This window comes from Streptomyces sp. NPDC024632, assembly GCF_055559175.1.
The window spans coordinates 92,296-117,647 of the sequence record NZ_JBVHLD010000027.1 but is presented as its reverse complement, the minus strand read 5'-3'; the positions used below and the strand labels follow the sequence as shown (position 1 = coordinate 117,647).

Sequence of the window (25,352 nt, the reverse complement as noted above, 5' to 3'; positions counted from 1 at the left end):
CCCCCCCCCCCCCCCCCCCCCCCCCCCCCCCCCCCCCCCCCCCCCCCCCCCCCCCCCCCCCCCCCCCCCCCCCCCCCCCCCCCCCCCCCCCCGGGGCGTGCTAGGAGCTGATGGGCTCGAAGTCCCAGTAGGGGCGGGTGCGGGAGCGGGCCGTCACCGTGTGCGGGTGCTGCGGGCCGAGGGTGGCCGAGAGCGCGGCCAGCGCCTCCTCCTCGATCTTGTCGGCCTCCTGCCGCTTGCGCATGTTGCGCAGGTCGGTGGCGAGCGCGATCCGGCAGGACAGCGTCAGCGGGTGGTCCTTGCCGAGCCGGGCGGTGGCCCGCTCGGCGGTGGCGCGGGAGAGTTCGGCCGCGCTCTCCGGGTCGCCCGCGAAGTTGCGGGCGCCGCTGGCGTTGAGCGCGCAGCCCAGCGTCCACGGGTGGTCGTCGCCGACCGCGCGGGACATGCCGGTCAGCGCGTCCTCGATCTCGATCTGCGACTGCTGCCGCTCTCCGGCCGCCCGCAGCAGCAGGCCGTGGTTGGCGAGCGCGCCGGCGACGAACGCGTGCCGGGCGTTGAACTGCCAGCGGTAGTGCCGCAGTACGAACTCCGACAGCTCCCTGGCCCGGTCGAGGTCGCCGTGCTCCCGCTCGAAACTGGAGTACGTGACCGCGACCCGCAGCGACAGCGGGTCGGTGCTGCCCAGCACCCGCTCGCAGCGCTCCAGCAGCCGGCCCATCAGATGGGCGGCACGCGGCCGGTCGCCCGCCCGGTAGTAGCACTGCGCCAGATTGTGCTCGGCGCGCAGCGTCTGGGGGTTGTCGGCGCCCAGCACGGTGCGGTGGGTCTCGGCGTTGCGCTCCTGCACCGAGGTGGCCTGGTCGTAGCGGCCGAGCAGCCGCAGGTCGTACGCGTAGGAGTTCTCCGAGGAGAGCGTGACGATGTTGCGGGCGCGCAGCAGTTCGCGGCGCGCCTCCAGGATCTCGCCGTCGAGGTCGAGGGCTTCCTGGTAGCGGCCGAGCAGCCGGTAGGTGACGGCCAGGTTGTTCTTGGCGAGCAGGGTGCGGGGGTCCTGCTCCCCGACGAGTCGGGCGTAGCCGCGCTCGACGAACCGGGCCGTTTCCAGGCCCTCGTCGTAGCGGCCGAGGTTGCGCAGGTCCGCGGCGAGACCGTTGGCGGCGCGCAGGGTCAGCAGGTCCTGTTCGCCGCGGTCGGCGCGCAGGGTCTCGAAGGCGTCGCGGTCCAGGGCCTCGGTGGCGACGTAGTCGCCCATGGCGCGCATCATGTTGGCCCGGTTGTTCACCAGGTCCCACAGCCGCGGGTGACCGGGCTCCAGCAGCTCGGGCCAGTGCTTGGCCGTGGCCTCGGCGAGCCGCAGTCCGGCCCGGTACTCGCCCGACAGGTGCAGGTAGCGCAGGCAGTTGACGATCATGAGCTGGATGTCGGGGTTGGTGCTGCGCAGCGCCCCGGACGCCTCCAGGTGCGGGACGATCTCGGCGTAGCGCGGCCACAGCCGGGTGTCGGTGGGGCGGCCGGGGTCGGCGGCGGCCAGGATCTTGCGGACCACCTGGGAGTACAGGTTCTGCTCGGCGGCGGGCATGTCGGCCCGCACCGCCTGGTAGACCAGCCGGTGCATCTGGACGACCTCGGCGCTGCCCGCGGCCTCGTCGTCCTCGGCCTCCGGCGGGTCGGACTGCACGACGGCCCACTGGGCGAGCTTGCTGATCGCCGAGTTCCACAGCAGCGGGTCTTCCATCAGCCCGGTGAGCTGTTCCGGCAGGTCGCGCACGGGCAGGTCGCGCAGCAGCCGGACCGGGATCGGCCCCGGCGCGAAGAAGACGCACAGCCGCAGCAGGTCGACGGCCTCCGGCTTGTCCTCGCGGAGCCGGTTGAGCAGTATCGAGAAGGCGGTGTAGTACGTCATCTGGAAGTCGGCGGCGACCTTGAGGCCGGGTTCGACGTCCGCGCCGTGCCGCAGCAGCTCGATGTAGTCGTCCACCGGCATGGACGAGTCGTTGAGCGCGCCCGCGTTCTGGTCCAGGGCCAGTGCGAGGTCGCCGAGGGCGTCGGCCAGCTTGTCGGCGTCGGCGTCGTCCAGCCGCGGCGCGCGCCGCCGTACGAAGGCGACGCTCTCCGCCCTGCTGTAGACGGGCACTTCGATCAGGGCGCTGTTGTGCTCGGCCCACTCGCGGTTCTGCGAGGTGATCAGTACGTGGCCGGGCCCGGTGGGCACCAGGTCGTGGATGTCCTCGGGCTGGTCGGCGCCGTCGAGGACCACCAGCCAGCGGAAGTAGGGCTCGCCCCGGCGCAGCGCGTCGCGTACCGCGCGCAGCCGTTCGCCGTACTCGCGGCCGGTGACCAGGCCGAGCGCGGGCGCCAGGCCCGCCAGCTTCTCGCGCAGGGTGCCGCGCTCGCTGGCGCGCACCCACCACACGACGTCGTACTCCGGGCCGAAGCGGTAGACGTACTCGGTCGCGATGTGGGTCTTGCCGACCCCGGACAGGCCGTGCAGGGTGGCGACGCCCGCGCCGGGCTCGGCCTGGGTGAAGTGGTTGTGCAGGTCGCCGAGGAGCTCCTCGCGGCCGGTGAAGCGGGTGTTGCGGCGCGGGACACCGCCCCAGACGTCGGGCTGTTCCAGCGGGAAGCGCGGGCCGCCGGAGCCGCTGAGGGTGTCGCTGGAGGAGGCGCGGGAGGGGGTGATGCCGAGCCTGCCGAGCAGTCGCCGCTCGGCCTCGGCCGCGCCCAGGCCCCACAGGTCGGCGGCGCCGAGGGAGGCGACGGCGCTGGGCAGCGCGGCCGGGGTGACGGAGACCGCGGCGAAGCGCTCGCTGTGGTCGGGGACGACCGCGCGCAGCGCCACGTTCCACTCCTCGTGGGTGCGCGGGCCGAGCCGGAAGTACCACTCGCTGAGCACGATCAGCACGCGGCCCTCGGACAGCAGCAGGTCACGTAACATCCGCTCGATGGAGTCCGTGGGGTCGGCGTCCCAGCGTTGCAGCGCCACCTGCTGGCCGTGCCGTTCGAGTCTGCTCGCGATCCACGCCGCCCAGGCCCTGTTGTAGCCCGCGTAACTGATCGTGACGATTCCCGGCCCCCGTGCTGCTGAGGCGGCGTTACGCCCTCCGGCCATGCGTGCGACTCCCTCGTGATACGCGCGTAGTGCTCTGGCGGGTCAGTGGATCGACAGTGAGCCAGGTGCGCCCGACGGCACAGGTGACTTTCGCCAGAAACTACACTGCTTTACTCCCCCGTTGACGTACGGTCATGCCGTTTCGCGCGCCCAAAGACGCCCGTTCAGACCCGCTTTCGCCGCCAGATGACCCGGGCCGTCTCGACGTACGCCGTGGCGCGCGCCAGGTGGCCTTCAGGCGGCGTGTGCCGTCCCAGCCGAGTGTGGTACGCCGCCATGGAGTTGACCAGGGTGCGGCCCTGCGGGGTCAGCCGGTTGGAGCCGAGCAGCTGCGGCAGGACGGCCTCGACCTGGAGGCGGCAGCGGCAGTGCGCGGCCCACGCGGCGTCGCGCTGTGCGGGGTCCGCGGCGGCCAGCGCGACGCCGAGGTGGAAGTCGGCGAGCGCGAGGTGGGCGTACGCGCCCTGGAAGACGCCGTCGAAGGGGCGCGGGTCCTGCCGCCAGGGGGCCCAGTAGCGGGCGGTGTCGTCCGCGGTGTGCAGCGCGGTGACGCCGGCCAGGGCGAGCAGCTTGGTGTGCTGCAACTCGTGGACGAGCGCGGCGGCCATCTTCAGGCCGCCCATCGGCGTACTGCTGAGCAGCGCGCCGAAGGCGTCGCCCAAGGTGGCGCTGTACTGCGCGGACGCGGCGCCGTCCAGCGGCACGAAGCAGTCGAGCAGCGCGGCCACTTCGCGGGCCCGGGTGCCGTCGCCGAGCCGCAGCCAGGGCTGGGCCTCGCGCCAGGCGGTACGCCATCTGGCCCGGTCCTCGTCGGCGAGCCGGTCGGCGGCGGACAGCCCGTACGGGTTGGCGCGGCGGCCCTCCGCGCGGTACGGGTCGGCGTCGTCGATCAGCACCGGGTGACCGTCGGGGCGGTCCTCCTGCGGCCACAGCGCCTGGATCGGGCGCCAGCCGGGGGCGGCCGAGCGCCACACGCCGTCGGTTCCCCTGCGCACCTCGACCGCGTGGCGGGTGCGCTCCTCGGGGCGCAGCCAGAGCCGGTTGCCGTCGCCGTCCACCCGCATCCGGGGCGCGGCGGCGCCGGGCTTGCGCGGGGGGCCCGCGGCCGGCAGCCGGTAGCCGCCGAGCGTCGGCAGCGTCAACAGGCCGTCGCGTACCGGTACGTCGGCGCTGAAGCGCAGGCCCGCGCGGGCGGCGGCGGACGCGGCGAGCGCGCCCAGGTGCGGCAGCGCCTCCGCGGCCCGCGGCGCCTGGCCCGCCACGGTGAGCGCCCGCAGGCTGCGCTCGGCCCACGCGCCGGTCAGCGGGTAGTGCACGACGCGGCGGGCGGCGGCCGGGTCCGCGCGCTCGGCCCGCTCCAGCAGCCGCCAGTCGCCCAGCACGCGCTCGGCGGTCCCCTCGGGCAGCGACCCGGCGGGCGCGGTCCGCACGGCGTCGAGCAGCGCGCGCAGCACCAGCAGCCGCCGCCCGCGCTGGTGGCTGACCAGCAGCTCCAGCGAGTCCGGCCCGCTGCCGGTGCTGCCGAGCACCGGCAGCACCGCGTCGAGCACGGGCGCAGCGGCGGTGGTCACGGCGTCTCCCGCCGTGCGCGGGACGCGGCGGGCGCCGGGGCCGCCGCCTCGGCGAGGCGGCGCGCGATGTGCCGGATGAGCAGCGCCATGTCGGCGCAGTAGACCGACGGGTTGCGGAAGCCGGAGCCCTCCCGGTAGCGGTGGACGTAGTGGCCGCCGCCGCAGACGGTGACCAGCGGGCAGGCGCGGCAGGTGGCGGCGAGGGCGGCGAGCCCGGCCTGGCGGGCGGCGACGCCGGGGTGGGCGAGCGCGTCGTCGAAGCTGTTGCGGAAGACGTCGAGCCCGGTGGCGGCGGCCCCCTCGTACGCGGACTTGAGCGAGTCGACCTGCTCGATGCTGCCGTCGGTCTCGATCACGACGGCGGTGAAGGGCTGGAGCCCGAGCCGTTCGACGGGCGACCGGAGGCCGAGCAGCAGCGCCACGCACTCCTCGAACAGCCGAATCCTGGTCTCCCGCCGCTCCGCGCCCCACCAGCGGTCGAAGACGGCGGAGAGCCAACTCCCGTACGGCGCGGGGTCGTCGGCGGACGCGGGCAGTCCCGGCGGCGGCGCGGTCCAGTTGCCGTGCGGCAGCAGCAGGTCCATCCGCGGCGGCCGGAAGGCCAGCAGCGACTCGTACACCTCGACCGGGTCGTGGGCGAGGTCGACGACGCACAGCAGTCCGCCGTACGCCTCGGGCGCGGTCTCGGCGAGCAGCCGCACCCCGGCGGAGGCGGCTGCCCAGGACGGGCGGCCGGCGTGGTCGACGCGCGCGGCGTTGTGGGCGGGCAGGCCGCCGTCGAGGCTGACGCCGACGCGTATACGCGCGTCACGCAGGACGCGCAGCCGGTCGGCGGTGAGCAGGGTGCCGTTGGTCTGCACGCTGGCGTGCACGGCGCAGTCGGCGGGGACGGTGCGGCGGATCAGGTCGACGTCGGCGGCGAGCGCGTCGGCGCCGTTGAGCAGCGGTTCGCCGCCGTGCAGCACCACGGCGACATCGCGCAGACGGTGGGTCGCGGCGTGTTCCGCGATGCGTTCGGCGGTGCGCCGGGTCACCGCGTCGGGGGCGGCGCGGGGGCGGTCCCGCCAGCCGTGGTCGGGGCCCGCGTAGAGGTAGCAGTAGGTGCAGGCCAGATTGCAGCGGCTGTGCGTCTTGAGGATGAACTGCCGCAGGGGGAAGGCCCCTTCGGCCGCCGTATTGCCGGTCCGCGGCCTGTCGTCGGCCGGATGACGCACCACATCACCTCCCCCGTGTACCTCAGGCCGCCCCGTCGGCCCCAGCGGTTGTTCCCGCTGGGCGGCCGGAAGTAAACACCTCGGCAAGGAATTGGCCGTATTCGCCCTGGAGCACGGCCAAAAGCGGCGTTCCGTCAGGAGTTCACGCGATACGGGGGTACGTGGGCGGTGGTCGCGCGCGCCGGTGCCCGGTGCGCCGGGCGGCGTCAGCCGGTGGCCTCCGGCGCGCTGGGGTCGCTCTCGAAGCCCCACAGCGCCTCGCCGCCGGGACCGGCCGCGCGCGCCCGCAGATCGCTCACCAGGGCGGACAGCACCGGGTGTTCGACGGTGCGCAGCGATTCCAGGTCGAGGCCGAGCAGGTCGATGTCGGCGTCCGCCGGAATCCGGTAGGCGGGGGCGTGCTCGGGCGACACCGCCTCGGGAAGGTCCCGGTCGGAAGGTGCCCGTTCGGGGATCGCCCGGTCGGATGGTGCCCGCTCAGGGACTGCCCGCTCGGGGGCTGGCCGTTCGGGGACTGGCCGCTCGGGGACCGCCCTCTCGTCAACAGCCCTTTCGTGAACGGCGCGTTCGGGTAACGCCTCGTCGTGGTGAGCGGGTTCGTCCGGGGGCCGCTCGGCCCCGCCGTACGCTCGGTCGTCCATCGTCGGCCTCAGCTCTCGTCCCGTGGTGGCTCGTGGGGGGATGCAGTTGTCGCGGCCCGGATTCGCGCGGGGTCCTGGCCGGTCGGTCCGAGGCGGCCGGACCGGGGCCGTCCGCCCCGGGCTCAGTTCGTCCGTGTCAGCGCCGCCAGCCGTTCGGCGGTCCGCTGCCGTGCCTCCTCGTCCGCGGCGCCGTCACCTCCGTCGTCCGGCAGCCGCCGCCATTCGGCCTGCGCGGCCCGGTAGGCGTCGGCGGCGGCCCGCGGGCGCCGGGCGAATTCGTAGACCACGCCACGCCAATGATGCGCCAGCGCCGACAGCCGCACCATGGGGCCGGGTTCCGCCGACCGGTCGGCCACCGTGCCCGCGGCCTCCGCGGCGCGGCGGTAGGCGTCGGCCGCCTGGTCGAGGCGCTCACCGCGCTGGGTGTGCGCGTAGCCCAGCCGGTGCGACTCTCCCAACTCGTACCAGATCCGCGCCACTTGCGCCGGGTCCACGGCGGGCTGCACGGCCAGGCCCAGGACGTGCTCGGCCTCGCGCAGGTCCACCAGGTCCTGTTCCGCCCGGTAGCGCAGCACCAGGGCCCGGCCGAGCATCAGCAGCCTGCCGGACAGCCTCGGGTCGCTCTCCGGGGTCTCCATCCGGCAGTCCCGCAGGACCTGCACGGCCCGGTTGACGAAGAGTTCGCCGCCGGGGAGCGCGGAGCGGCCGAGCAGCGCGTCGCCCCATTCGGCGACGATCTCGCTGTACTCGGGGCGGTCGCGCGGGGTCAGACGGCACGCCTCGGCGAACCGCCCGGCCGCCGCCTCCAGTTCACCGGCCGGGCCGCCCTCGGTGTGCCGGGCGACCCTGATCCGGCCCGCACGCAGCAGGATCGAGGCCCGCGCCAGCCGGTCGCGGGTCTCGCCGAGCGCCCGGTCGACCAGCCGCTGCGCCTCCGGCAGCCGTCCGCCGACCAGCAGATGGGCGTCGACCAGCGACAGCAGCGCGGCGGTCCGCGCTTCGAGGGCCGCCTCCTCGCGCTCCAGCGCGTCCAGTCCCGCGGCGAAGTACTCGGCGGCCTGGAGCGCGTAGACCTGCTCGCGCTCCCGCTCCCCCGCCGTGCCCGCCAGCCGCAGCAGGGCGCGGCCGTGGGCGAGCGACAGCGCGCTGGGGCGGCCGTCGGACAGCGGCCAGGAGTCCGCGAACGCCTCCAGCATCCCCACGGTCTCCTGGAGCAGCCCGGCGTCGCCGCTGAGCTGCCACTGGTCCTCCAGCACCCTGACCCGCTCCAGGGTGGCGCCGAGCACGTCCTGCGGGTCGAGTCCCGGGGCGGCGCAGACCGCGCTGAACTCCCGGTCCGCGCGCCGCAGAAGCTCCAACGCGCCCCGCGTGTCCCCGTTCGCCGCCCGCTCGTCCGCGGCGGCCTGGAACACGCGGGCGCGCACCGCGCGGGCCGGTACCGAGCCCGGGTGCGCCGCGGCCGTCGCCGCCGCGTCCTGGGCCTCGCGCAGCAGCGCGGCCCCGCCGCGCAGCCGCCACAGCGTGATGAGATTCTGCGCCAGCTCGCTCCACAGGTCGGGGTCCGAGCCGCGCACCCGCTCCTCGTCCGCCGCGCGGCGCAGCAACTGCACCGCGTCCAGCAGATTCTGGACCATGCCCTCCTCGGTGAAGCGCGCCACCAACTGCCTCGCCCGCTGCACCGCGGACGACGGCTGTCCCGTACCGGCTCCCACGGCCAGCCGGTCGTGGCCGGTATTCCCCGGCAGCGGCATGAAGCGCTCCAGCACCCGGGCGGCGACCTCCGCGAAGGGCTGCGGGGACTCGGCGACGACGGTCGACGCCTGCTCGGCGAGCGCGGTGGCGCGGGCCGCGGTGGCGACGGCGGCGTCCGCGAGCCGGTCCCCCGGCCCCTCGGTGAGCTGCGTGATGGCCAGCGCGGGGAAGTTGGGGCCGCTCTTGCCGAAACGCTGCTCGACGTACTCCGAGCAGTGCTTGAGCACCAGCAGCGCCTCGTCCCTGCCGAGCGGGCCGAGCAGCACGTCCCGTACGCCGTCGGCGAATTCGTACCAGCGGTGGTCGCGCGCGTCGTCGCCCGATATCCGCTTGAGCAGGCCGCTGAGCAGCACCTCCGACAGTTCGGCGGGCCCCGAGTCGGGCAGCATCGTGCGCTGGACGAGCTGCATGACGGGCAGGAAGAGCGGGGCGGCGGCGAGGTAGACGGCGAGCTGGGCGGCGGCGGGCGAGGCGGCCGAGCGGAACCGGCCGACCAGGGCGACCGGCGGCACCGGGGACTGCCGTACGGGCGCCGGGGTCGCGGGCTGGTCGGAGCGCACCCAGCCGACGGCGGCGGGCACGCGGGCCGCGCCGGTGCCCGCCAGCAGCCGCGCCCACGCGCCCAACGCCTCGGCGGTGGGCGGCAGTACGGGCACCGGCAGCGCGTCGCCCGCGGGTGCGGCCGGCACGTAGTGGGAGGAGCCGCCGGTGCCCGAGGAGAAGCGCGGCGGCGAGGCGGGCAGCAGCCCTTCGCCGCGGTGCAGCACGCCGTACGAGACGGGCAGCCGGGTCCGGGCCCACAACCGGGCCGGGAGCGGCTGGAGTACGGCGACCGGGCCGTGTCTGGCCAGCCGGTGCAGCAGCCGGTGCGCCTGCCCCGACCGCCACAGCGGCCCCGCGCAGTCGCTGACCAGCAGGGTCACCCGGCGGCCCGTGGGGTCGCTCAACTGCTCGGCGGAGCGCATCCCGACCGCCTCGGGGTCGAAGCGCCCGCTGACCGCGGGGTCGCCGTCCGGGGTGGCGTGCAGATAGCGGACCTGCACCTCGTGGAAGGCGCCGAGCCGTTCGAAGACCTGGCTCAGCTCGCGGAGCATCCGCTCCCACACGTACATCGAGGACGAGGCGTCCATGAGCAGTTGCATCGAGGCGTCGCCGCGCAGCACCGGCCGGAAGACCGGCAGCAGCAGTCCGGCGGCGCGCGCGCTGTTCTCCGCGGTGGCCGACTCGTCGAGCACTTCGCGCAACGGCCGCGCGGGGCTGCGGTAGCGCTGCAACGGCCGCAGCGCCGACTGGAGTTCGAGCAGCCGGGGCAGCGTCGCCGCCTCGGGCACGGCGACCGACAGCGCGGCGGCGGCCGGTCCCGTACGCGCCCGGCCGGGGGCGCTGACGCCCGGATAGAGCTGGACGAGGCGGTCGTCGTCCGGGTCGGTGAGGCTGCGCGGCAGTACGGTGCCGCCGGGCGGGGTGGGGTCGGTGACGCCGGACAGTCCCGGGTGGTGCGCGCCGCTGCCCGTACCGGCGCCGCCGGGGTCGCGGGCCTCCCCCGCGGCGCTCGCGGGGGAGGTCGGGCGGGACCAGCGGGCCAGCCACAGCGCGTCGGCCAACTCGGTGGGTCCCGGGTCGAGTCCGGCCTCGGTCAGGGCGCCGACGACGGACGCGAGCGGATCGGGCCGCTCGGTGGCGGTGTCGGTGTCGGTGTCTGCGGAGGGTGGTGTCCTCGGGTCGGGCGTCCTCGGGTCGGGGGCCTGCGGGTCGGGTCTCCGGGTGGCCATGGCCGGTTCACCTGGGCCGGTCGAGCCGTTGGATGAGCATGTCCGCCAACCGGCTGCGGGTGGGGGGCGCGGCGTGATGGGTGAGGAAGATCGCGTTCAACAGCTGGTCGGTGGCGAGGAGTTCGCTGCGCGACCGTTCCAGGAAGCGGGTCACCAGGTCGTCGCCGACGGTCGCCGCCTCGTCGCCGAGGTGGGCGCGGACCACGGTGGACAGCCGCTTGTGGTCGGGGCGGCCCAGCTCCAGGTGGATGCAGCGGCGCAGCAGCGGCGGCGGGAAGTCGCGCTCGCCGTTGCTGGTGAGGATCACGAACGGGAAGGCCCGGCAGCGGATGCGGCCCTCACGGAGCGAGACCTTGGCGCCGTCGTCGGTCAACACCTCGACCTGCGGCTCGCGTTCGGCCAGCCGCTCCAGCTCGGGGATGCCGAACTCGCCCTCCTCCATCACGTTCAGCAGGTCGTTGGGCAGGTCGATGTCGCTCTTGTCCAGCTCGTCGATGAGCAGCACCCGCGGCTTGGCGGTCGGCAGCAGGGCGGTGCCCAGCGGGCCGAGCCGGATGTAGCTGCCGATGCCGCCGGGCGGGGCGGTGCCGGAATTCGCCGCGATCTGGGTGTCCTGGAGGCGGGCGATCGCGTCGTAGCGGTACAGCCCGTCCTGGAGCGCGCTGCGGCTGACGATCGGCCAGTGCAGCACGCGGCCGAGGCCCAGTTCGTACGCCACCGCGTGCGCGAGGGTGCTCTTGCCGGTGCCGGGGCTGCCGGTGACCAGCAGCGGACGGCGCAGGTACAGCGCCGCGTTGACCATTTCCAGCTCCTCCGGGCTGGGCCGGTGCATCTCGGCCATGTGCCGGTACGCGCCGAGCCTGCGGGCGGAGGAACTGTCGGGCCCAGGACCCTGCTGGACCAGTGGGCCGCCGTCGAAGTCCCGCCAGGGCGGCGGTTCTGGCAGTCCGTCGATGCCGGTGTGCGGTTCTCCCGTGCCCCGGTAGATGAGCCACTCGCCGGCGGGGCTGGCGTCGGTCATCTCACTCACCTCGATACCTCGTCCTCATGGAGTCTCCAACAGCTCGTCGGTCCCCGGTAGGGGGCGAGTCGGATCGTCGTAGAGCAGGGTGATTCCCACCGACCAGAACGCCTCGGGCACGCCCGCGTCCACCGCCGCGCGCAGGACGGCGAGGGCGCGGGGCAGCCGTGCGGCCGTGCGCGCGGCGCGCACCGTACGGTTCACGCCGCGGTGGAAGTCGCCGCAGGCCGTCTCGGGGGCGACCGGTTCCCTGCGCCACACCGCGACCGGGTAGCCGGAGGTCACCAGGCGGTGCAGCTCCTCGGGGGCGGTCGCGGCGCTGCGGCAGAGCGCCGGCAGCGTGTCGCGCGCGCGGTCGCGCAGCTCGTCGTCGGCCGGGAGCGGGCCCGGCGTACCGTCGTCGCAGTCGAACAGGTCGGCGCGCGGCCGCTGTTGGTGCAGGGTGTGCCACCGGCCGTGCCTGGCCTCGGTCACCGCCGGGTCGTCGTCGGGCGGCGCGTCGGTGCGGCGCACCACGACCGGGCGTACGGCGCCGAGCGCGCGCCCGCCGGGGCCGAGCGGCCAGGTCTCGACGGGGAAGCCCACCAGGGCGCCGGGGACGGCCAGTTGCAGCGGCGCCGGGTAGCCGGGCTGGTCGCAGCGGCGGAACACCTCGTCCAGCGGCTCGCGCAGCCGGACCGGCAGGTCGTCGAGCGCGGTGCCGCGGAAGTCCTCCTCGACGCACTCCACTTCGCCGTTCTCCGGCACGACGCAGACCCGCCAGTCGAGGCGGCCCGGCTCCCAGCCGCGCGGGATGATCTCCAGCAGGGCCTCGGGGCGGATACGGCGGTCCGGCCGGCCGCCGGGGCCCGCGTCGGCCGCGGTCGCGGTGGCCGCGGCCGTACCGCTGTCCGCTCCCTGATCGTCGAGGTCCGTGCCCGGGCCGCCGAAGCCGGTGCCGAGGCCGACGTCCGGGTCCGCGCCGAGTCCGGCGCCGAGGTCGCCGGTCAGGCCGCTGACCAGGGTGCCGCGGGCGCGCAGCCGGGCCTTGCGCTCGGTGACCAGGGTGTTGCGGAACAGCCGGGTCAGACCGATCGCGTCGGCGGCGGTGTCCTGCGCCCAGTGCCACAGGACGCGTTCGGCCGCCTCGTCCGCGGCGCGGGTCCTGTCGGCGGTCGCGGCCTGCACCGCGAACCGCAGCACCGCCTCCAACTCGCTGGTGCCGCGCCGCAGGTCGTACAGCAGGCCCAGGCCGTCCCGCCAGGCGCGCGGCGCGGTCGGCAGGCCCTGCGCGGGGCTGCCGCGGACCGCTCCGACGATGTCCTGGAGGCTCTTCGCGCTGGCGGGCGGCGGGAGTTGGGCGAGCATCCCGAGCAGTGCGGTGCGCTGGCCCGGGGTCAGGGCGCGGCCCGCGGCGGCGCCGATCTCGCCGTGCGCGTCGGTCCAGGTGACCTCCTGGCCGCCGACGAAGGCGTAACGGTCGGCGTGGTAGAGGTCGTGCGCCGTCATCACGCGGTGGTACAGGTCGGCGGCGGTGCCGGTGGCGGGCAGCCTGCGCAACTCCTGCACGCCGATGGCGAGTCCGCCGTCCTGGCCGGTACGGCGCGCCTTCAGCACCCCGATCACCTCGCCGCGCACGAGGTCCACGACCGGGCCGCCCGAGACGCCGTTGGGCATCTCGTCCTCATTGCCGAGCTTGAGCAGTCCGCCGCTGCCGAGCTGGCCGCTGATGGAGCAGCGGCCGTTGTACGCGACGACCTCGCCGTCCATCGGGATGTGGCCGAAGTACGCGACCTGGTTGGTGGTGTATCCCTTGGCGGTGCGCTCGGTGAGCCAGACGCAGGGGTGGTCGACGCTGTCCAGCAGCCGGATCAGCGCGAGGTCGGGGGACGGCCAGCGGCCGGTGCCGGTGTGGCCCGCCGGTTCCGCCCACTCCACGACGCCGCTGAGCATGCGGTCGCCGTATCCGACGGAGACCTTGCGGCCGGCCGGGCCGCCGCCGTCGCCGCCGTCATTGCCGCCGCCCTCGCCGCTCTGGGCGAGCGCGACGTGCGCGCAGGTGAGCACCCAGTTCGGTGCCACGAAGAAGCCGCTGCCCCGCAGCGGGTAGCCGGGTTCCCGGCCGTGAACGCGTACGGTCGCCTCGCTGACCAGCGGGGTCAGGATCTCGGCGGGGTCGGCGGGCTCGTCGAGCCCTCCGGGACCGCCGAACGCCGTCATCGCGCGCCCCGCCCTAATCGCGGTGCCGCGGCGGCAGCCGTCTGCGCCCCCATCCCACCCCCAGTGACTGATCGTCTCCGAAGGCTAGCCCGCGGCCAGGACCGGCGCGAGGACCTTCGGACATACTCCCTATCCTTGCGGTGTACGTCCCGTCTCGTCCCTCCCGTTCTTCCCCGTCCACCACCGTCCCACCCCGTTCCGGAGCAGATCTTGTACTTCACCGACCGCGGCATCGAGGAGCTCGCCACCCGGCGCGGCGAGGAGGAAGTCTCTTTCGACTGGCTGGCCGAGCGCTTGCGCGAATTCGTGGACCTCAACCCTGAGTTCGAGATTCCGACCGAGCGGTTGGCGACGTGGCTGGCGCGGCTCGACGACGAGGACTAGCCTCCGGCTCGGTCCTTGGTCTTTGTCTTTGCCCGCCCGCCCACCCGTGCGGGTGCTTTTTCGTCTGCGGGTGCCGCTTGTGCCTGGGTCGGTGCCGGTCCGGGGCACCTCCTCGAAATGCGGCTACCTGGTACCTGTGTATCCGGCACCCTCCCTGTCACCGCATTTCTGCGGGGGCACCCCGGCCCGTCCCCTCCCGGTACGTCGGCGTCCGACGGTCCGGTGGGGGTGGTCGGGGAGGGGGGTTCTTTCGGCGTGCCGCCCTGCGCCGGTCCCCCTCCCGGTGAGTCGGAATGCTCGGGCCCTTCCTCCAAGAGCCCAACAAAGCCCCTGCCCACCCCGCCGGAAGGCCGGGGCGCGCAGGGCCCGGGCTCCCACCCACCACCCACCTTCGCCCACCCCGCCGGAAGGTCGGGGCGCACAGGGCCCGGACTCCCACCCACCACCCACCTTCGCCCACCCCGCCGGACGGTAGGGAGCGCAGGGCCCGGGCTCCCACCCACCCCCTCCACCACCACCACAGCGGACCGTCAGCCGCCGACGTACCCGACCCCACCCACCCCCCTCCGCAACGCCCACCGGCAGGCGGACGCCGACGTACCCAAGCCCACCCACCCCCCTCCCGGCCACCCCCACCGGACCGCCGGACGCCGACGTACCCGGAGGGGACGGGCCGGGGTGCCCCCGCAGAAATGCGGTGACAAGAAGGGTGCCGGATGGGCAAGGCCAGGTAGCCGCATTTCGAGGAGGTGCCCCGGACCGGCACCGACCAGGCACAAGCGGCACCCGCAGACGACAACACACCCGCACGGGTGGGCGGGCGGGCAAAAAAGACACCACTTGACTTGTGAGCCACGCGATATATCGTGAATGCACGAGACGCGATATGTTGCGTCCCAAGGCGCACCCGAGGAGGGGCACGATGAGCGGCATGTCGTCGGACCGGACCGTGGCGGAGCCGGAAAAGTTCGTGTTCGAGGAGCCCGTCGACACCCTCTGCGTGCGCATCGTCAACGGCGCCGTGAACGTCGTCGGCACCGACGACGGCCCCGCACGGGTCGAGGTCACCGAGATCGACGGCCCGCCGCTGAAGGTGTACCACCGCGGCGGCACCCTCACCGTGACCTACGACGACCTGCCGTGGAAGGGCTTCCTGAAGTGGCTCGACCCCAAGGGCTGGCAGCGTCACGCGGTCGTGACGCTCGCCGTCCCGCAGCACACCAAGGTCGAAGTGGGAGTCGTCGGCGCCGGCGCCGTGATCTCCGGGATCGCCGGGGAGACCAGCGTCCAGGGGGTCAACGGGGACACGACCCTCGTCGGCCTCAGCGGCCCGGTGCGGGCCAACACGGTCGCGGGCAGCGTCGAGGCCCAGTCCGTCTCCGGCAAACTGCGGATCAACACCGTCTCCGGTGACCTCACCGTGGTCGAGGGCAGCGGCGCCGAGGTCAAAGCGGACTCCGTGAGCGGCAACATGGTGCTCGACCTCGATCCGTCCGCGGGGGCGGACGTCCGGCTCACCAGCGTCTCCGGCGAGATCGCCATCCGTATCCCGGAACCGGGCGACGCGGAGGTCGACGCCAACACCACCAGCGGCCATGTCTCCTGCGCCTTCGACGAATTGCGCGTCACCGGGCAGTGGGGGGCCAAGCGCATCACCGGCCGGATCGGTTCCGGCGGGGCGCGCCTGAGAGCCACCACCGTCTCCGGCGCCATCGCCCTGCTGCGCAGGCCGCCGCTGGAGGACGCGCCCTCGTTCCGGAAGGACATCTGACATGGCGCCCGTCTTCGCCCACGGCCGACTCCGGCTCTACCTGCTCAAGCTGCTGGACGAGTCGCCCCGGCACGGCTACGAGGTGATCCGGCTGCTGGAAGAACGTTTCCAGGGGCTGTACGCGCCCTCCGCGGGCACCGTCTACCCGCGGCTGGCGAAACTGGAGAAGGAGGGCCTGGTCACGCACTCCACCGAGGGCGGCCGCAAGGTCTACGCCCTCACCGACGCGGGCCGCGGCGAGCTGTCCGACCGCGCCGACGAGATCGCGGGCCTGGAGGCGGAGATCCGCGAGTCCGTCTCCACACTGGCCGCCGAGATCCGCGAGGACGTCCGGGGCGCCGCCGGTGATCTGCGCCGCGAGGTGCGCGCCGCCGCGCAGGAGGCGCGTACGCCCCCGTCGCCCAAGCACGAGTGGCGCGAGCAGGCCGCGCGCGCCAAGGAGGAGAGCCGCCGGGCCAAGGAGGAGGCGCGCGACGCCCGCCGCCAGGCCAAGGCCGCGCGCGAGGAGGTCGAGCGGATCGCCCGCCAGGTCCAGGAGCAGGTGCAGTCGCACGTACGCTCCGGCGACTGGCAGGCGGGGCTGCGCGACGGTCTCGCCGAACTCACCAAGGAGCTGGGCCGGTTCGGCAAGGGCATGGACGTACCGACCACGCCCTGGGGCGCGCCCGGTACGCCCCCGGTCTGGGCCGACGCCACGGCCGAGCCCGCCCAGGAGACGGAGGAGGAGACGGAGAGGGAAGGGAACACGTCGGCGACGTCGGACGCGGACACGGAAGCGCCCGAGCCCGCGGACGACGACACCCCGCCGTCCGCCGACCCCTTCCGCGACCTCGAACGCCTGCTGGACCGCTTCCGCGACGACATCCGCGACTCGGCCCGCGACCTGGGCGTCAACGACACCCAACTGCGCGAGGTGAGGCGCCACTTGTCCGCCGCGGCGGCGCACATCGCGGCGGCCCTGCACCTCCCGCCCACGTAACGCGGACCGCTTACACGGTCAGCACGACCTTCCCGAACAGCTCCCCGGCGGCGAGCCGTTCGAAGCCCTCGCGGGCGCGGTCCAGCGGCAGTACGGATTCGATCACCGGCCGTACGCCGCTGGCCGCGCAGAAGGCCAGCAGGTCCCGCAGCTCCTCCTTGGAGCCCATGGTCGAACCGACCACCTTCAGCTCCAGGAAGAAGATCCGGTTCAGCTCGGCGGCGGGCGGATTCTGCCCGCTGGTGGCGCCGGAGATGACGAGCGTGCCGCCGGGCCGCAGCGACTTGACCGAGTGCGACCAGGTCGCCGCCCCGACGGTCTCGATGACGGCGTCCACCCGCTCCGGCAGCCGCGCGCCCGATTCGTACACCGCGTGCGCGCCCAGTTCGAGCGCGCGTTCCCGCTTGGCCGCGTCCCGGCTGGTGGCGTGCACCCGCAACCCGGCGGCGCGGGCCAGCACGATCGCGGCGGTGGCGACACCGCCGCCCGCGCCCTGCACGAGGACCGCGTCGCCCGGCCGTACCCCGGCGTTGGTGAAGAGCATGCGGTACGCGGTCAGCCACGCGGTCGGCAGGCAGGCCGCCTCCTCGAAGGAGAGTTCCTTCGGCTTGGGCAGCACATTCCAGGCCGGTACGGAGACCCGTTCGGCGAAGGTGCCCTGGTAGTGCTCGGTGAGGATGGAGCGGCGCTCGGTGGGGCCGACCCCGTGACCGGTCTGGCCGATCACGGAGTGCAGCACCACCTCGTTGCCGTCCTCGTCGATCCCGGCGGCGTCGCAGCCGAGGATCATCGGCAGGCTCTCCCGGCCGAGGCCCACCCCGCGCAGCGACCACAGGTCGTGGTGGTTGAGCGAGGCGGCCTTGACCGTGACGGTGGTCCAGCCGGGGCGCTCCGACGGCTCCGGCCGCTCCCCCAACTCCAACCCGCTCAACGGCTTGTCGGCGTCAATACGTGCGGCGTATGCGGCATACATGCCGTCGACCCTACGGTCGGTCCCGGCGCCCGAGGAACCGCCACGGCATGTGACGCTCCGCGCACCCCGGGCGGCGGTCAGCGGCGCGCCACCCCTTCCGCCCGCGCGGCGGCGGCGACGGCCGCGGTCACGGCGGGGGCGACCCGCGGGTCGAAGGGCGACGGGATGACGCACTGCGGCGAGAGTTCGTCGGCGACGACGGCGGCCAGCGCCTCGGCGGCGGCGATCTTCATCCCCTCGGTGATGGCCGAGGCGCGCACCTGGAGGGCGCCCGCGAAGATCCCGGGGAAGGCGAGCACATTGTTGATCTGGTTCGGGAAGTCGCTGCGCCCGGTCGCCACGACCGCCGCGTACTTGTGCGCGACGTCCGGGTGGATCTCCGGCGTGGGGTTGGCCATCGCGAAGACGAACGCGCCACGGGCCATCGTGGCGACCGCGGACTCCGGGACCGTACCGCCGGAGACCCCGATGAAGACGTCGGCGCCGTCCAGCGCGGCCTCCAACGGCCCGGTGAGACCCGCCTTGTTCGTATACGAGGCCAGCTCGCGCTTGACCGGGTTCAGGTCGTCGCGTCCGGCGTGCACGATGCCCTTGCGGTCGGTGACGGCGACGTCGCCGATGCCCGCCTCGACGAGGATCTTGGCGATGGCGACCCCGGCCGCGCCCGCGCCGGAGATGACCGCGCGCAGGTCGCCGAGGGTACGGCCGGTGAGCGTGCAGGAGTTGCGCAGCGCGGCGAGGGTGACGACGGCGGTGCCGTGCTGGTCGTCGTGGAAGACGGGGATGTCCAGCCGCTCCTGGAGCTTGCGCTCGATCTCGAAGCAGCGGGGGGCGGAGATGTCCTCCAGGTTGACGCCGCCGAAGGACGGGGCGAGCCGGACCACGGTCTCCACGATCTCGTCCACGTCGGTGCAGGCCAGCGCGATCGGCACGGCGTCGACGCCGCCGAACTGCTTGAAGAGGATGGCCTTGCCCTCCATGACCGGCAGGGACGCCTCGGGGCCGATGTCGCCCAGGCCCAGCACCGCGGTGCCGTCGGTGACGACCGCGACGACCTGGGACTTCCAGGTGTAGTCGTGCACCAGCTCCGGCTTGTTCGCGATGGCGGTGCAGACCTCGGCGACACCGGGTGTGTACGCGAGCGACAAGTCGTCGGCGTCGCGGACCGGCACGGTCGAGGTGACCTCCATCTTGCCGCCGCGGTGCAGGGCGAAGACCGGATCGATGGGGAACGCGTCGTCCGTACCGCTCATGCCGTCCGCACGGTCGGCGCCGTCCGCACTGTCCGCCCTGTCCGTACTGTCCGCATCGGTCCGGGGATTGACGATCTCCGCTGCCACTTTTTGACCCCTTTGTCTGAATGATGAATGAGGGTACTCCGCCCGAAGGGGGTGGAGGTGGGCTCGGCGTCCGCGTCACCAGGTACGAGTGAGCAAGGTGACGGCCGACGCCAGGCGCGCCGCACGCACGCCATGGGCCCCGGATGAGGGGTGAGGACCCGTTCTACCGGAAGTCGGTTCCGGCGACGAGTGGGAATTGATCGGCATGGCCTCCGCGTGGTCCGGCCTTGGTGTGCCGGCCTGGTGGAGGCCCGGGGATCGCCCGTTATCCGATTTTGACACAACGGGAACCCTGCCCGGGGGTGTCCGGATGGCAAGATGCACAGATCACACACGGTGGCGGTACTCGATGGCGTGTGCCATGTCCACTGCACGACCCCCTCACTTCCGCAGGAGGACACAGCGATGACCGCATGTACGACCCGGCGTTCGGCCGCTCTCACTCGTCTCACCGCGGTCGCCGCCATAGCGGTCGCCGGCACTCTGGTACTGACCGGATGCGGCGACCAGACCAAGAAGGACAAGCCCGCGAACACCGTCACCCCTAGTGGGACGGGGTCCTCGGCGACCTCGGCGGTCGCCCCGCTCTTCTCGAAGCTCCCCCAGAAGTACCAGGACTCCAAGACGATCAAGGTCGGCACGGACGCCTCGTACGCGCCGATGGAGCAGACCGAGAACGGCAAGATCGTCGGCATCGACCCGGACATCGCGGACGCGCTGGCCAAGCAGCTCGGCGTCACCTTCACGTTCACCAACGGCAAGTTCGACGGCCTGATCACCTCCATCTACACCGGCCGCTCGGACATCGTGATGTCCGCTATGAGCGACACGAAGGCCCGCCAGGGCGGTCTGGACGACAAGGGCAAGAAGATCGGCAAGGGCGTCGACTTCGTCGACTACTACACCTCCGGTTCCTCCCTGCTGGTGAAGAAGGGCAACCCGAAGGGCGTCAAGTCCCTGGCCGACGTGTGCGGGCAGACCGTGGCCGTCCAGCGCGGCACGATCTACGACGACGCGTTCGAGGCCCAGAAGAAGGAGTGCGGCTCCAAGGGCCTGACGATCCAGAAGTTCGACACCGACTCCGAGGCGCAGACCCGGGTGAAGGCGGGCGGCGCGGTCGCCGACCTCAACGACACGCCGGTGGCCGCGTACATCGCGCAGAAGTCCGGCAACGGCAACGACTTCGAGGTCGCGGGCTCCCCCGCCGACGCCGGTCCGTTCGGCATCGCGGTCAGCAAGGACAACACGCAGCTCAGGGACGCGCTGAAGGCGGCCATGGACGCGATCATCGCGGACGGCACCTACGCGCAGGTGCTGCAGAAGTGGAACGCGAGCAGCGGCGCCATCGCGTCGGCCGCGATCAACGGCGGTTCCTGACGTGGCATCGGGCACACCGACCCCCTTCGAGAAACCGTCGGGCGACACCCCGCCGCAGGACGCCCCGCCCCGGGACGGGGCGCCGCGGGACCCGCTGCGGAAGGACACACGGCCGGCCACGCCGTACGAGGCCATCCGCGCGGTCCCGGTACGGCACTACGGGCGCTGGGTCAGCGCCGTCGTGGTGGTCGTGCTGCTGGGGTGGCTGGTCTACGCGTTCTCGCAGGGTGATGTCATCTGGGGCACGGTCGGGGACAAGGTCTTCGACCAGCAGGTGCTCAAGGGTCTGTGGCACACCGTCCTGATCAGTGTGTGCTCGATGGCGCTCGGCCTGGTGCTGGGCGTGCTCTTCGCGGTCATGCGGCTGTCGAAGAACCCGGTGACGGGGGCGGTGTCCTGGCTGTACATCTGGTTCTTCCGGGGCACCCCGGTGTACGTGCAGCTCCTGATGTGGTTCAACCTGTCGCTGATCTTCCCGGTGATCAACCTCGGGCCGATCTACAAGAACGACACCGTCGCCGTCATGACCCCCTTCGTGGCCGCCCTGCTGGGCCTCGGCCTCAACGAGGGCGCGTACATGGCGGAGATCGTGCGGGCCGGCATCCAGTCGGTGGACGAGGGCCAGACCGAGGCGGCGCACGCGCTCGGCATGACCGGCGGCAGGACCATGCGGCGGATCGTGCTGCCGCAGGCGATGCGCGTGATCATCCCGCCGACCGGCAACGAGTTCATCAACATGCTGAAGACCTCCTCGCTGGTGTCGGTGGTGCAGTACACCGAAGTGCTGCGCGCCACCTCCGACATCGGGTCCGACTCCGGCGCCGTGATGGAGATGCTGTTCGTGGCCTCCGTCTGGTACCTGGTGCTGACCAGCGTGTTCAGCGTCGGCCAGTTCTATCTGGAACGGCGTTACGCGCGTGGCTCGCTGCGGAGTCTGCCGCTCACGCCGTGGCAGAAGGTCATGTCCAACCTGTCCACCCTGCGCCGACCGAAGGTGGCCTGATGAGCGTCCAGCCGATGGTGAAGTCGGAGGCCGTCCACAAGTCGTTCGGCGCCGCGCACATTCTCAAGGGCATCGACCTGGAGGTCGCGCCCCGCGAGGTGTTCTGTCTGATCGGTCCCTCCGGTTCCGGCAAGTCCACCTTCCTGCGGTGCATCAACCACCTGGAACAGATCAACGCCGGGCGGCTGTGGGTCGACGGCGAACTGGTCGGCTACCGGCAGCAGGGCGACCGGCTGCACGAGTTGCGGGACCGCGAGGTCGCGGCCAAGCGCCGGGACATCGGGATGGTCTTCCAGCGGTTCAATCTCTTCCCGCACATGACGGCGATCGAGAACGTCATGGAGGGTCCGGTCCAGGTCAAGCGGGAGCCCAAGGCGGTGGCGCGGGAGCGCGCCGTACGGCTGCTCGACCGGGTCGGCCTCGGCGACAAGGCGGCGAACTACCCGTCGCAGCTCTCCGGCGGGCAGCAGCAGCGGGTGGCCATCGCGCGGGCGCTGGCCATGGAGCCGAAGCTGATGCTGTTCGACGAGCCGACGTCGGCGCTCGACCCGGAGCTGGTCGGCGACGTCCTCGACGTGATGCGGGGGCTGGCCGAGGACGGCATGACGATGATCGTGGTCACGCACGAGATGGGGTTCGCCCGTGAGGTGGGCGACGCTCTGGTCTTCATGGACGACGGTGTCGTCGTCGAGTCGGGTCATCCCCGGGAGGTGCTGGGCAATCCGCAGCACGAGCGCACGAGGGCCTTTCTATCAAAGGTACTGTGACGCGACGCGGGACCACAAGGGGGTACGGGCCTCGGGCCCGTACCCCCTCCGTCGTACGCCCGGCGTCAACTCCCGCGCGATCAGGGCTACTTGAGGCCGAGCACGAGGGCGTCGCTGGGCGAACTCCACACGCCCCGGGCCTCGGAGAAGCCCGCCTCGCGCAGTGTGCGCGCGTGCCATTCGAGCGGCGGGGTGTCGCCGTCGGCGTGCTCGCCGTAGATCTCGAACCGCCTGGCGGTGGGCTCGGCGAGCACCGGGTCGGCGGCGGCGAGCTGCCACCACTGGCTCCAGTCCAGGGCGCCCTCGGCCTTGGCCCGGTCCATCCGGGCGTGCCGCTGCGCGCGGTCGGCCGCGTTGAGGACGGGGGTCGCCGGGTCCGGCATGTGGTCGGCGTTGAGGAAGACCCCGCCCTCGCGCACGAGTCCGGCGAGCTGCCCGTACAGCGTCCGGAGCGCGTCGCTGTGCAGCCAGTGCAGCGCGGTCGCGGTGAGCACGGCGTCGTACGAGTCGTGCGGCAGCTTCTCGGTCCAGCGCGGGTCCTTGAGGTCGGCGGTCACGAGGGTGACCCTGTCGTCCCCGGCGAAGGAACCGGCCGCGATGGCGAGCAGCGCGGGGTCCAGGTCGACGCCGGTGCTCCTGGCCGCCGGGAACCTCCGGAGCAGCCGGTCGGTGATACTTCCGGTACCGCACGCGAGGTCCAGCACCCTGGGCGCGGTGCCGACCAGTGCCTCGACCATGTCCAGCATCACCCGAAAGCGTTCCTCGCGGTCGGGCATGTACCACTCCTGCTGGCGGTCCCAGCTCCGCTGCCAGTCCTGCCAGACACTCTCCGTCGCCACAGCCACACCAGCCTCCGTTTCGTAATACCCTGATAGCCCGTTCAGCCATTACCGAGACTAGACCGCCCCCAGTAAGGACCACAAGTGGAACTGGCTTATTACTCGGAATACGCCGTGCGCCTCGTGAACACCGAGGAGCCCAAGCGCGGCACGGACGCGCTGACCTCGGTCGAGGCCGTACGGGAGTTGATCGGCGCCGGTACGCAGGCCGCCGCGCGGGCGGTCGACGCCGATGTGGCCCGGCTGCGGGCGGTACGTATCCGGCTGCGCGGGATCTTCGAGGCCGCCGACGAGGGCGACGAGGTCCGGGCGGTGGACCTGCTCAACGCGCTGATGCTGGAGTTCCCGGTCAGCCCGCAGATCTCCGGGCACGACTATCCGGACGACGCCACGGGACGCCCCGACTGGCACATGCACCTGGCCGACCACGCGGCGAACGCCGGCGCGTCGTACTCGGCCACCGCCTGCATGGGCCTGGCCGTCCAGCTCACCACGCTCGGCGTCGACCGGCTCGGCATCTGCGAGGCCGCGCCGTGCCGCAACGCGTACGTGGACACGTCGACCAACCGCTCCCGGCGCTACTGCTCCGACCGGTGCGCCACCCGCGCCAACGTCGCGGCCTACCGGGCCCGCAAGCGCCTGGAGAACGACCGGTCGGGCCGCAGCAGCCGCACGCAGGACGCCGCCCAGGAGGCCGCCCCCGCCACCGACCGCTGAACCTCGCCCGGTGGCCGGAACCGGCCCCGCGCACGCGCCATGACCAGCTCGTCGGGCACCGCGCCGAACTCCCGGCTGTCGTTCTCGACGAACGTGTTGTCGCCCAGCACCCACCAGCCGCCCTCGCGCCGCTCCACGGCACGCTTGACGATCAGCAGGTCCTGCTGCAACGGGTGCCGCAGCACCACCACGTCGCCCTCACGCACCTGCTCGGCGCCACTGGCGATCCGCTGGATCAGCAGCCAGTCCCCGTGCAGCAGCGTGGGTGCCATCGACGGACCAGTGACCTCGACCAACTGCCACGACAGCCTGGCCCCCTGCTCCCGCATCCTGCGCCTCCTGGTTCGTTCCTCCACCGACCCCAGAGTGGCACCAGACTTTTGTCCTAAGCCACCTGGGGCACCCGAGAAAACGACTCTCCCAGGGAGTAATCTCCCACGTGGAAAGACGATCACGAGGAAGGACAGCCATGTTCACTCGCCTGTTCGCGCCCAAGGTCAAGGTCAGCGCCCACTGCGACCTGCCCTGCGGCGTATACGACCCTGCCCAGGCCCGCATCGAGGCCGAGTCCGTCAAGGCGGTCCAGGAGAAGTACCAGGCCAACGAGGACGCGGACTTCCGCACCCGTGCCGTTCTGATCAAGGAGCAGCGCGCGGAGCTGGCCAAGCACCACGTCTCGGTGCTCTGGAGCGACTACTTCAAGCCCCCGCACTTCGAGAAGTACCCGGAGCTGCACCAGCTCGTCAACGACACCCTCAAGGCGCTCAGCGCGGCGAAGGCGTCGAACGACCCGGCGACCGGGCAGAAGGCCCTGGACTACATCGCCCAGATCGACAAGATCTTCTGGGAGACCAAGCAGGCCTGACCCCCCGGTTCACCCCGGAGCGTCAACCGCCCGCGCCCGGCCGTCACCCATACGGCCGAGCGCGGGCGTTTTTCTAGTCCCCGTCATCATTCAAGAATGTGGCGTGCGCCACAGCGATGGGCTGTCACATCGTGCCGTCCGGCGCACTCTTATGTAGCGCCGGAGGAAACCGGCACGATCACAGAACGTCCCCGTCCGTCAGGTCCCCCGTACCGGCGGACGGGGGCTTTTTGTCTCGGGGCGCCCGCTCACAGGACGTCGGCCAGCTCCTGGAGCAGCCGCCGCTTGGGGCGCGCGCCGACCAGCACCTTGACCGGCTCGCCCGCGCGGAACAGCAGCAGCGTGGGCATCGACATCACGCCGTACGCGGCCTGGGTCGCCGGGTTGGTGTCGACGTCGAGCTGGACGATCCGCAGCCGGTGCGACTCCTCGGCGGCGATCTCGGCCAGCACCGGGGCGATCATCCGGCACGGCGGGCACCAGTCGGCGGTGAAGTCGACCAGGACGGGCAGGTCGGAGCCGAGCACCTCGGCGGCGAAGGTCGCGTCGGTGACGGCGGGGACGGATGTGGCGGTACTGGTCATGGTGAATCCCTTTCACTGACGGACAGTTCGCACATCGGCTCGGCGGCGTTCCCCACCCCGCCCGGCCCGGCCTCCAGCTCCGCGCGGGCGAGCTGGGCGGCGACCTGGGCCCGTACCTCCTGGAGCCGGTCGACGACCGCGTCCAGCTCGGCGAGCTTGCGCCGGTAGACCTCCAGCGAGGCGGCGCAGGTGTCCCCCGCCGGGTGCCCGGCGCGCAGGCAGTCCACGAACGGCCGGGTCTCCTCCAGGCCGAAGCCGAAGTCCTGGAGCACCCGGATCTGCTCCAGCAGCCGCAGATGCTCCTCGTCGTACGACCGGTACCCGTTGCCCGACCGGTCGGCCGGCGGCAGCAGGCCCAGGGACTCGTAGTAGCGGAGGGTCCGGGTGGTGGTGCCCGCCCGTTCCGCGAGTTCGCCGATGCGCATACGGACGACGTTAGACCTTGACGTACGCGTCAAGGCCAGGACGATTTCC

General features: G+C 72.9%; 21 protein-coding genes. 8 read left to right on the top strand and 13 right to left on the bottom strand.

The genetic code is table 11. The features are described from left to right. Positions 1–100: 100 nt before the first annotated feature. The 7 genes from fxsT to ACZ37P_RS37200 form a co-directional block, all read right to left on the bottom strand. A complete protein-coding gene (gene fxsT / locus ACZ37P_RS37230; protein ID WP_355347232.1) occupies positions 101–3,109 on the bottom strand; it encodes an FxSxx-COOH system tetratricopeptide repeat protein in 3,009 nt (1,002 codons plus the stop codon). A gap of 164 nt (positions 3,110–3,273) precedes the next feature. Then, on the bottom strand, positions 3,274–4,680 hold the full coding sequence (locus ACZ37P_RS37225; RefSeq protein ID WP_355347235.1) for an aKG-HExxH-type peptide beta-hydroxylase: 1,407 nt from the start codon (positions 4,678–4,680) through the stop codon (positions 3,274–3,276). After that, positions 4,677–5,894, bottom strand: coding sequence for an FxsB family cyclophane-forming radical SAM/SPASM peptide maturase (locus tag ACZ37P_RS37220; protein ID WP_467350891.1), 1,218 nt, complete (start codon positions 5,892–5,894; stop codon positions 4,677–4,679). The genes ACZ37P_RS37225 and ACZ37P_RS37220 overlap by 4 nt, the downstream gene beginning before the upstream one ends. 206 nt (positions 5,895–6,100) lie before the next feature. Beyond that, entirely contained in the window at positions 6,101–6,307 is a 207-nt protein-coding gene (gene fxsA / locus ACZ37P_RS37215) for an FxSxx-COOH cyclophane-containing RiPP peptide (RefSeq protein WP_401306441.1), read from the bottom strand. A gap of 350 nt (positions 6,308–6,657) precedes the next feature. Next, positions 6,658–10,059, bottom strand: a complete 3,402-nt coding sequence (locus tag ACZ37P_RS37210) for an SAV_2336 N-terminal domain-related protein (RefSeq protein WP_467350880.1) — start codon at positions 10,057–10,059, stop codon at positions 6,658–6,660. A gap of 7 nt (positions 10,060–10,066) precedes the next feature. Next, a complete protein-coding gene (locus ACZ37P_RS37205) occupies positions 10,067–11,080 on the bottom strand; it encodes an AAA family ATPase (protein ID WP_188283451.1) in 1,014 nt (337 codons plus the stop codon). A gap of 24 nt (positions 11,081–11,104) precedes the next feature. Then, positions 11,105–13,279: a VMAP-C domain-containing protein gene (locus ACZ37P_RS37200; RefSeq protein WP_467350878.1), complete on the bottom strand. Its 2,175-nt coding sequence runs from the start codon at positions 13,277–13,279 to the stop codon at positions 11,105–11,107. A 210-nt stretch (positions 13,280–13,489) separates the two neighbouring features. Between ACZ37P_RS37200 and ACZ37P_RS37195 the strand changes: the two genes are divergently transcribed. From ACZ37P_RS37195 to ACZ37P_RS37185, 3 genes are all read left to right on the top strand, one after another. Further along, positions 13,490–13,663 carry a DUF6104 family protein gene (locus tag ACZ37P_RS37195; RefSeq protein ID WP_355347247.1) on the top strand — a complete coding sequence of 58 codons (174 nt, stop codon included), beginning with the start codon at positions 13,490–13,492 and terminating at the stop codon, positions 13,661–13,663. Between the two features lie 922 nt (positions 13,664–14,585). After that, positions 14,586–15,434: a DUF4097 family beta strand repeat-containing protein gene (locus ACZ37P_RS37190; RefSeq protein WP_467350876.1), complete on the top strand. Its 849-nt coding sequence runs from the start codon at positions 14,586–14,588 to the stop codon at positions 15,432–15,434. A 1-nt stretch (position 15,435) separates the two neighbouring features. Next, entirely contained in the window at positions 15,436–16,413 is a 978-nt protein-coding gene (locus ACZ37P_RS37185) for a PadR family transcriptional regulator (protein ID WP_467350875.1), read from the top strand. A 10-nt stretch (positions 16,414–16,423) separates the two neighbouring features. On the opposite strand, the gene ACZ37P_RS37180 is transcribed toward ACZ37P_RS37185, so the two are convergent. After that, the gene (locus ACZ37P_RS37180; protein ID WP_467350873.1) at positions 16,424–17,386 is read right to left on the bottom strand and encodes a zinc-binding dehydrogenase; all 963 of its coding nucleotides are present in this window, start codon (positions 17,384–17,386) and stop codon (positions 16,424–16,426) included. Positions 17,387–17,463: 77 nt separating this feature from the next. Next, positions 17,464–18,726 (bottom strand): NAD(P)-dependent malic enzyme, encoded by a 1,263-nt coding sequence (locus ACZ37P_RS37175; RefSeq protein ID WP_467350871.1) that lies wholly within the window; start codon positions 18,724–18,726, stop codon positions 17,464–17,466. Positions 18,727–19,131: 405 nt separating this feature from the next. On the opposite strand from ACZ37P_RS37175, the gene ACZ37P_RS37170 reads away from it, so the two are divergent. The 3 genes from ACZ37P_RS37170 (at position 19,132) to ACZ37P_RS37160 (ending at position 21,873) form a co-directional block, all read left to right on the top strand. Then, complete coding sequence (locus ACZ37P_RS37170) at positions 19,132–20,103, top strand: ABC transporter substrate-binding protein (RefSeq protein WP_355347262.1); 972 nt, start codon at positions 19,132–19,134, stop codon at positions 20,101–20,103. A gap of 94 nt (positions 20,104–20,197) precedes the next feature. Next, positions 20,198–21,106 (top strand): amino acid ABC transporter permease, encoded by a 909-nt coding sequence (locus tag ACZ37P_RS37165; protein WP_355347404.1) that lies wholly within the window; start codon positions 20,198–20,200, stop codon positions 21,104–21,106. Further along, complete coding sequence (locus ACZ37P_RS37160; protein WP_355347265.1) at positions 21,106–21,873, top strand: amino acid ABC transporter ATP-binding protein; 768 nt, start codon at positions 21,106–21,108, stop codon at positions 21,871–21,873. The genes ACZ37P_RS37165 and ACZ37P_RS37160 overlap by 1 nt, the downstream gene beginning before the upstream one ends. An 86-nt stretch (positions 21,874–21,959) precedes the next feature. Here ACZ37P_RS37160 and ACZ37P_RS37155 read toward each other — a convergent pair whose 3' ends face one another. Then, positions 21,960–22,718: a class I SAM-dependent methyltransferase gene (locus ACZ37P_RS37155; RefSeq protein ID WP_391044393.1), complete on the bottom strand. Its 759-nt coding sequence runs from the start codon at positions 22,716–22,718 to the stop codon at positions 21,960–21,962. Positions 22,719–22,796: 78 nt separating this feature from the next. Between ACZ37P_RS37155 and ACZ37P_RS37150 the strand changes: the two genes are divergently transcribed. Continuing rightward, positions 22,797–23,429 carry a CGNR zinc finger domain-containing protein gene (locus ACZ37P_RS37150; protein WP_401306459.1) on the top strand — a complete coding sequence of 211 codons (633 nt, stop codon included), beginning with the start codon at positions 22,797–22,799 and terminating at the stop codon, positions 23,427–23,429. On the opposite strand, the gene sodX is transcribed toward ACZ37P_RS37150, so the two are convergent. Beyond that, entirely contained in the window at positions 23,333–23,758 is a 426-nt protein-coding gene (gene sodX / locus ACZ37P_RS37145) for a nickel-type superoxide dismutase maturation protease (protein ID WP_355347270.1), read from the bottom strand. The two genes, ACZ37P_RS37150 and sodX, sit on opposite strands and share 97 nt — an antisense overlap. Before the next feature lie 140 nt (positions 23,759–23,898). On the opposite strand from sodX, the gene sodN reads away from it, so the two are divergent. Then, the gene (gene sodN / locus ACZ37P_RS37140; RefSeq protein ID WP_355347273.1) at positions 23,899–24,294 is read left to right on the top strand and encodes a superoxide dismutase, Ni; all 396 of its coding nucleotides are present in this window, start codon (positions 23,899–23,901) and stop codon (positions 24,292–24,294) included. Between the two features lie 248 nt (positions 24,295–24,542). Here the strand turns inward: sodN and trxA are convergent, their stop codons facing one another. After that, entirely contained in the window at positions 24,543–24,878 is a 336-nt protein-coding gene (gene trxA, locus ACZ37P_RS37135) for a thioredoxin (RefSeq protein WP_355347276.1), read from the bottom strand. Continuing rightward, complete coding sequence (locus tag ACZ37P_RS37130; RefSeq protein ID WP_391044389.1) at positions 24,875–25,303, bottom strand: MerR family transcriptional regulator; 429 nt, start codon at positions 25,301–25,303, stop codon at positions 24,875–24,877. Before ACZ37P_RS37130 ends, trxA begins: the two co-directional genes overlap by 4 nt. Positions 25,304–25,352: the final 49 nt, after the last annotated feature.

Bases quoted from the DNA above. Each gene is read 5' to 3' on its own strand.
- fxsT (WP_355347232.1), bottom strand. From the start codon at position 3,109: ATGGCCGGAGGGCGTAACGCCGCCTCAGCAGCACGGGGGCCGGGAATC.
- ACZ37P_RS37210 (WP_467350880.1), bottom strand. From the start codon at position 10,059: ATGGCCACCCGGAGACCCGACCCGCAGGCCCCCGACCCGAGGACGCCC.
- ACZ37P_RS37205 (WP_188283451.1), bottom strand. From the start codon at position 11,080: ATGACCGACGCCAGCCCCGCCGGCGAGTGGCTCATCTACCGGGGCACG.
- ACZ37P_RS37200 (WP_467350878.1), bottom strand. From the start codon at position 13,279: ATGACGGCGTTCGGCGGTCCCGGAGGGCTCGACGAGCCCGCCGACCCC.
- ACZ37P_RS37190 (WP_467350876.1), top strand. From the start codon at position 14,586: ATGAGCGGCATGTCGTCGGACCGGACCGTGGCGGAGCCGGAAAAGTTC.
- ACZ37P_RS37185 (WP_467350875.1), top strand. From the start codon at position 15,436: ATGGCGCCCGTCTTCGCCCACGGCCGACTCCGGCTCTACCTGCTCAAG.
- ACZ37P_RS37180 (WP_467350873.1), bottom strand. From the start codon at position 17,386: ATGTATGCCGCATACGCCGCACGTATTGACGCCGACAAGCCGTTGAGC.
- ACZ37P_RS37170 (WP_355347262.1), top strand. From the start codon at position 19,132: ATGACCGCATGTACGACCCGGCGTTCGGCCGCTCTCACTCGTCTCACC.
- ACZ37P_RS37160 (WP_355347265.1), top strand. From the start codon at position 21,106: ATGAGCGTCCAGCCGATGGTGAAGTCGGAGGCCGTCCACAAGTCGTTC.
- sodX (WP_355347270.1), bottom strand. From the start codon at position 23,758: ATGCGGGAGCAGGGGGCCAGGCTGTCGTGGCAGTTGGTCGAGGTCACT.
- sodN (WP_355347273.1), top strand. From the start codon at position 23,899: ATGTTCACTCGCCTGTTCGCGCCCAAGGTCAAGGTCAGCGCCCACTGC.
- trxA (WP_355347276.1), bottom strand. From the start codon at position 24,878: ATGACCAGTACCGCCACATCCGTCCCCGCCGTCACCGACGCGACCTTC.
- ACZ37P_RS37130 (WP_391044389.1), bottom strand. From the start codon at position 25,303: ATGCGCATCGGCGAACTCGCGGAACGGGCGGGCACCACCACCCGGACC.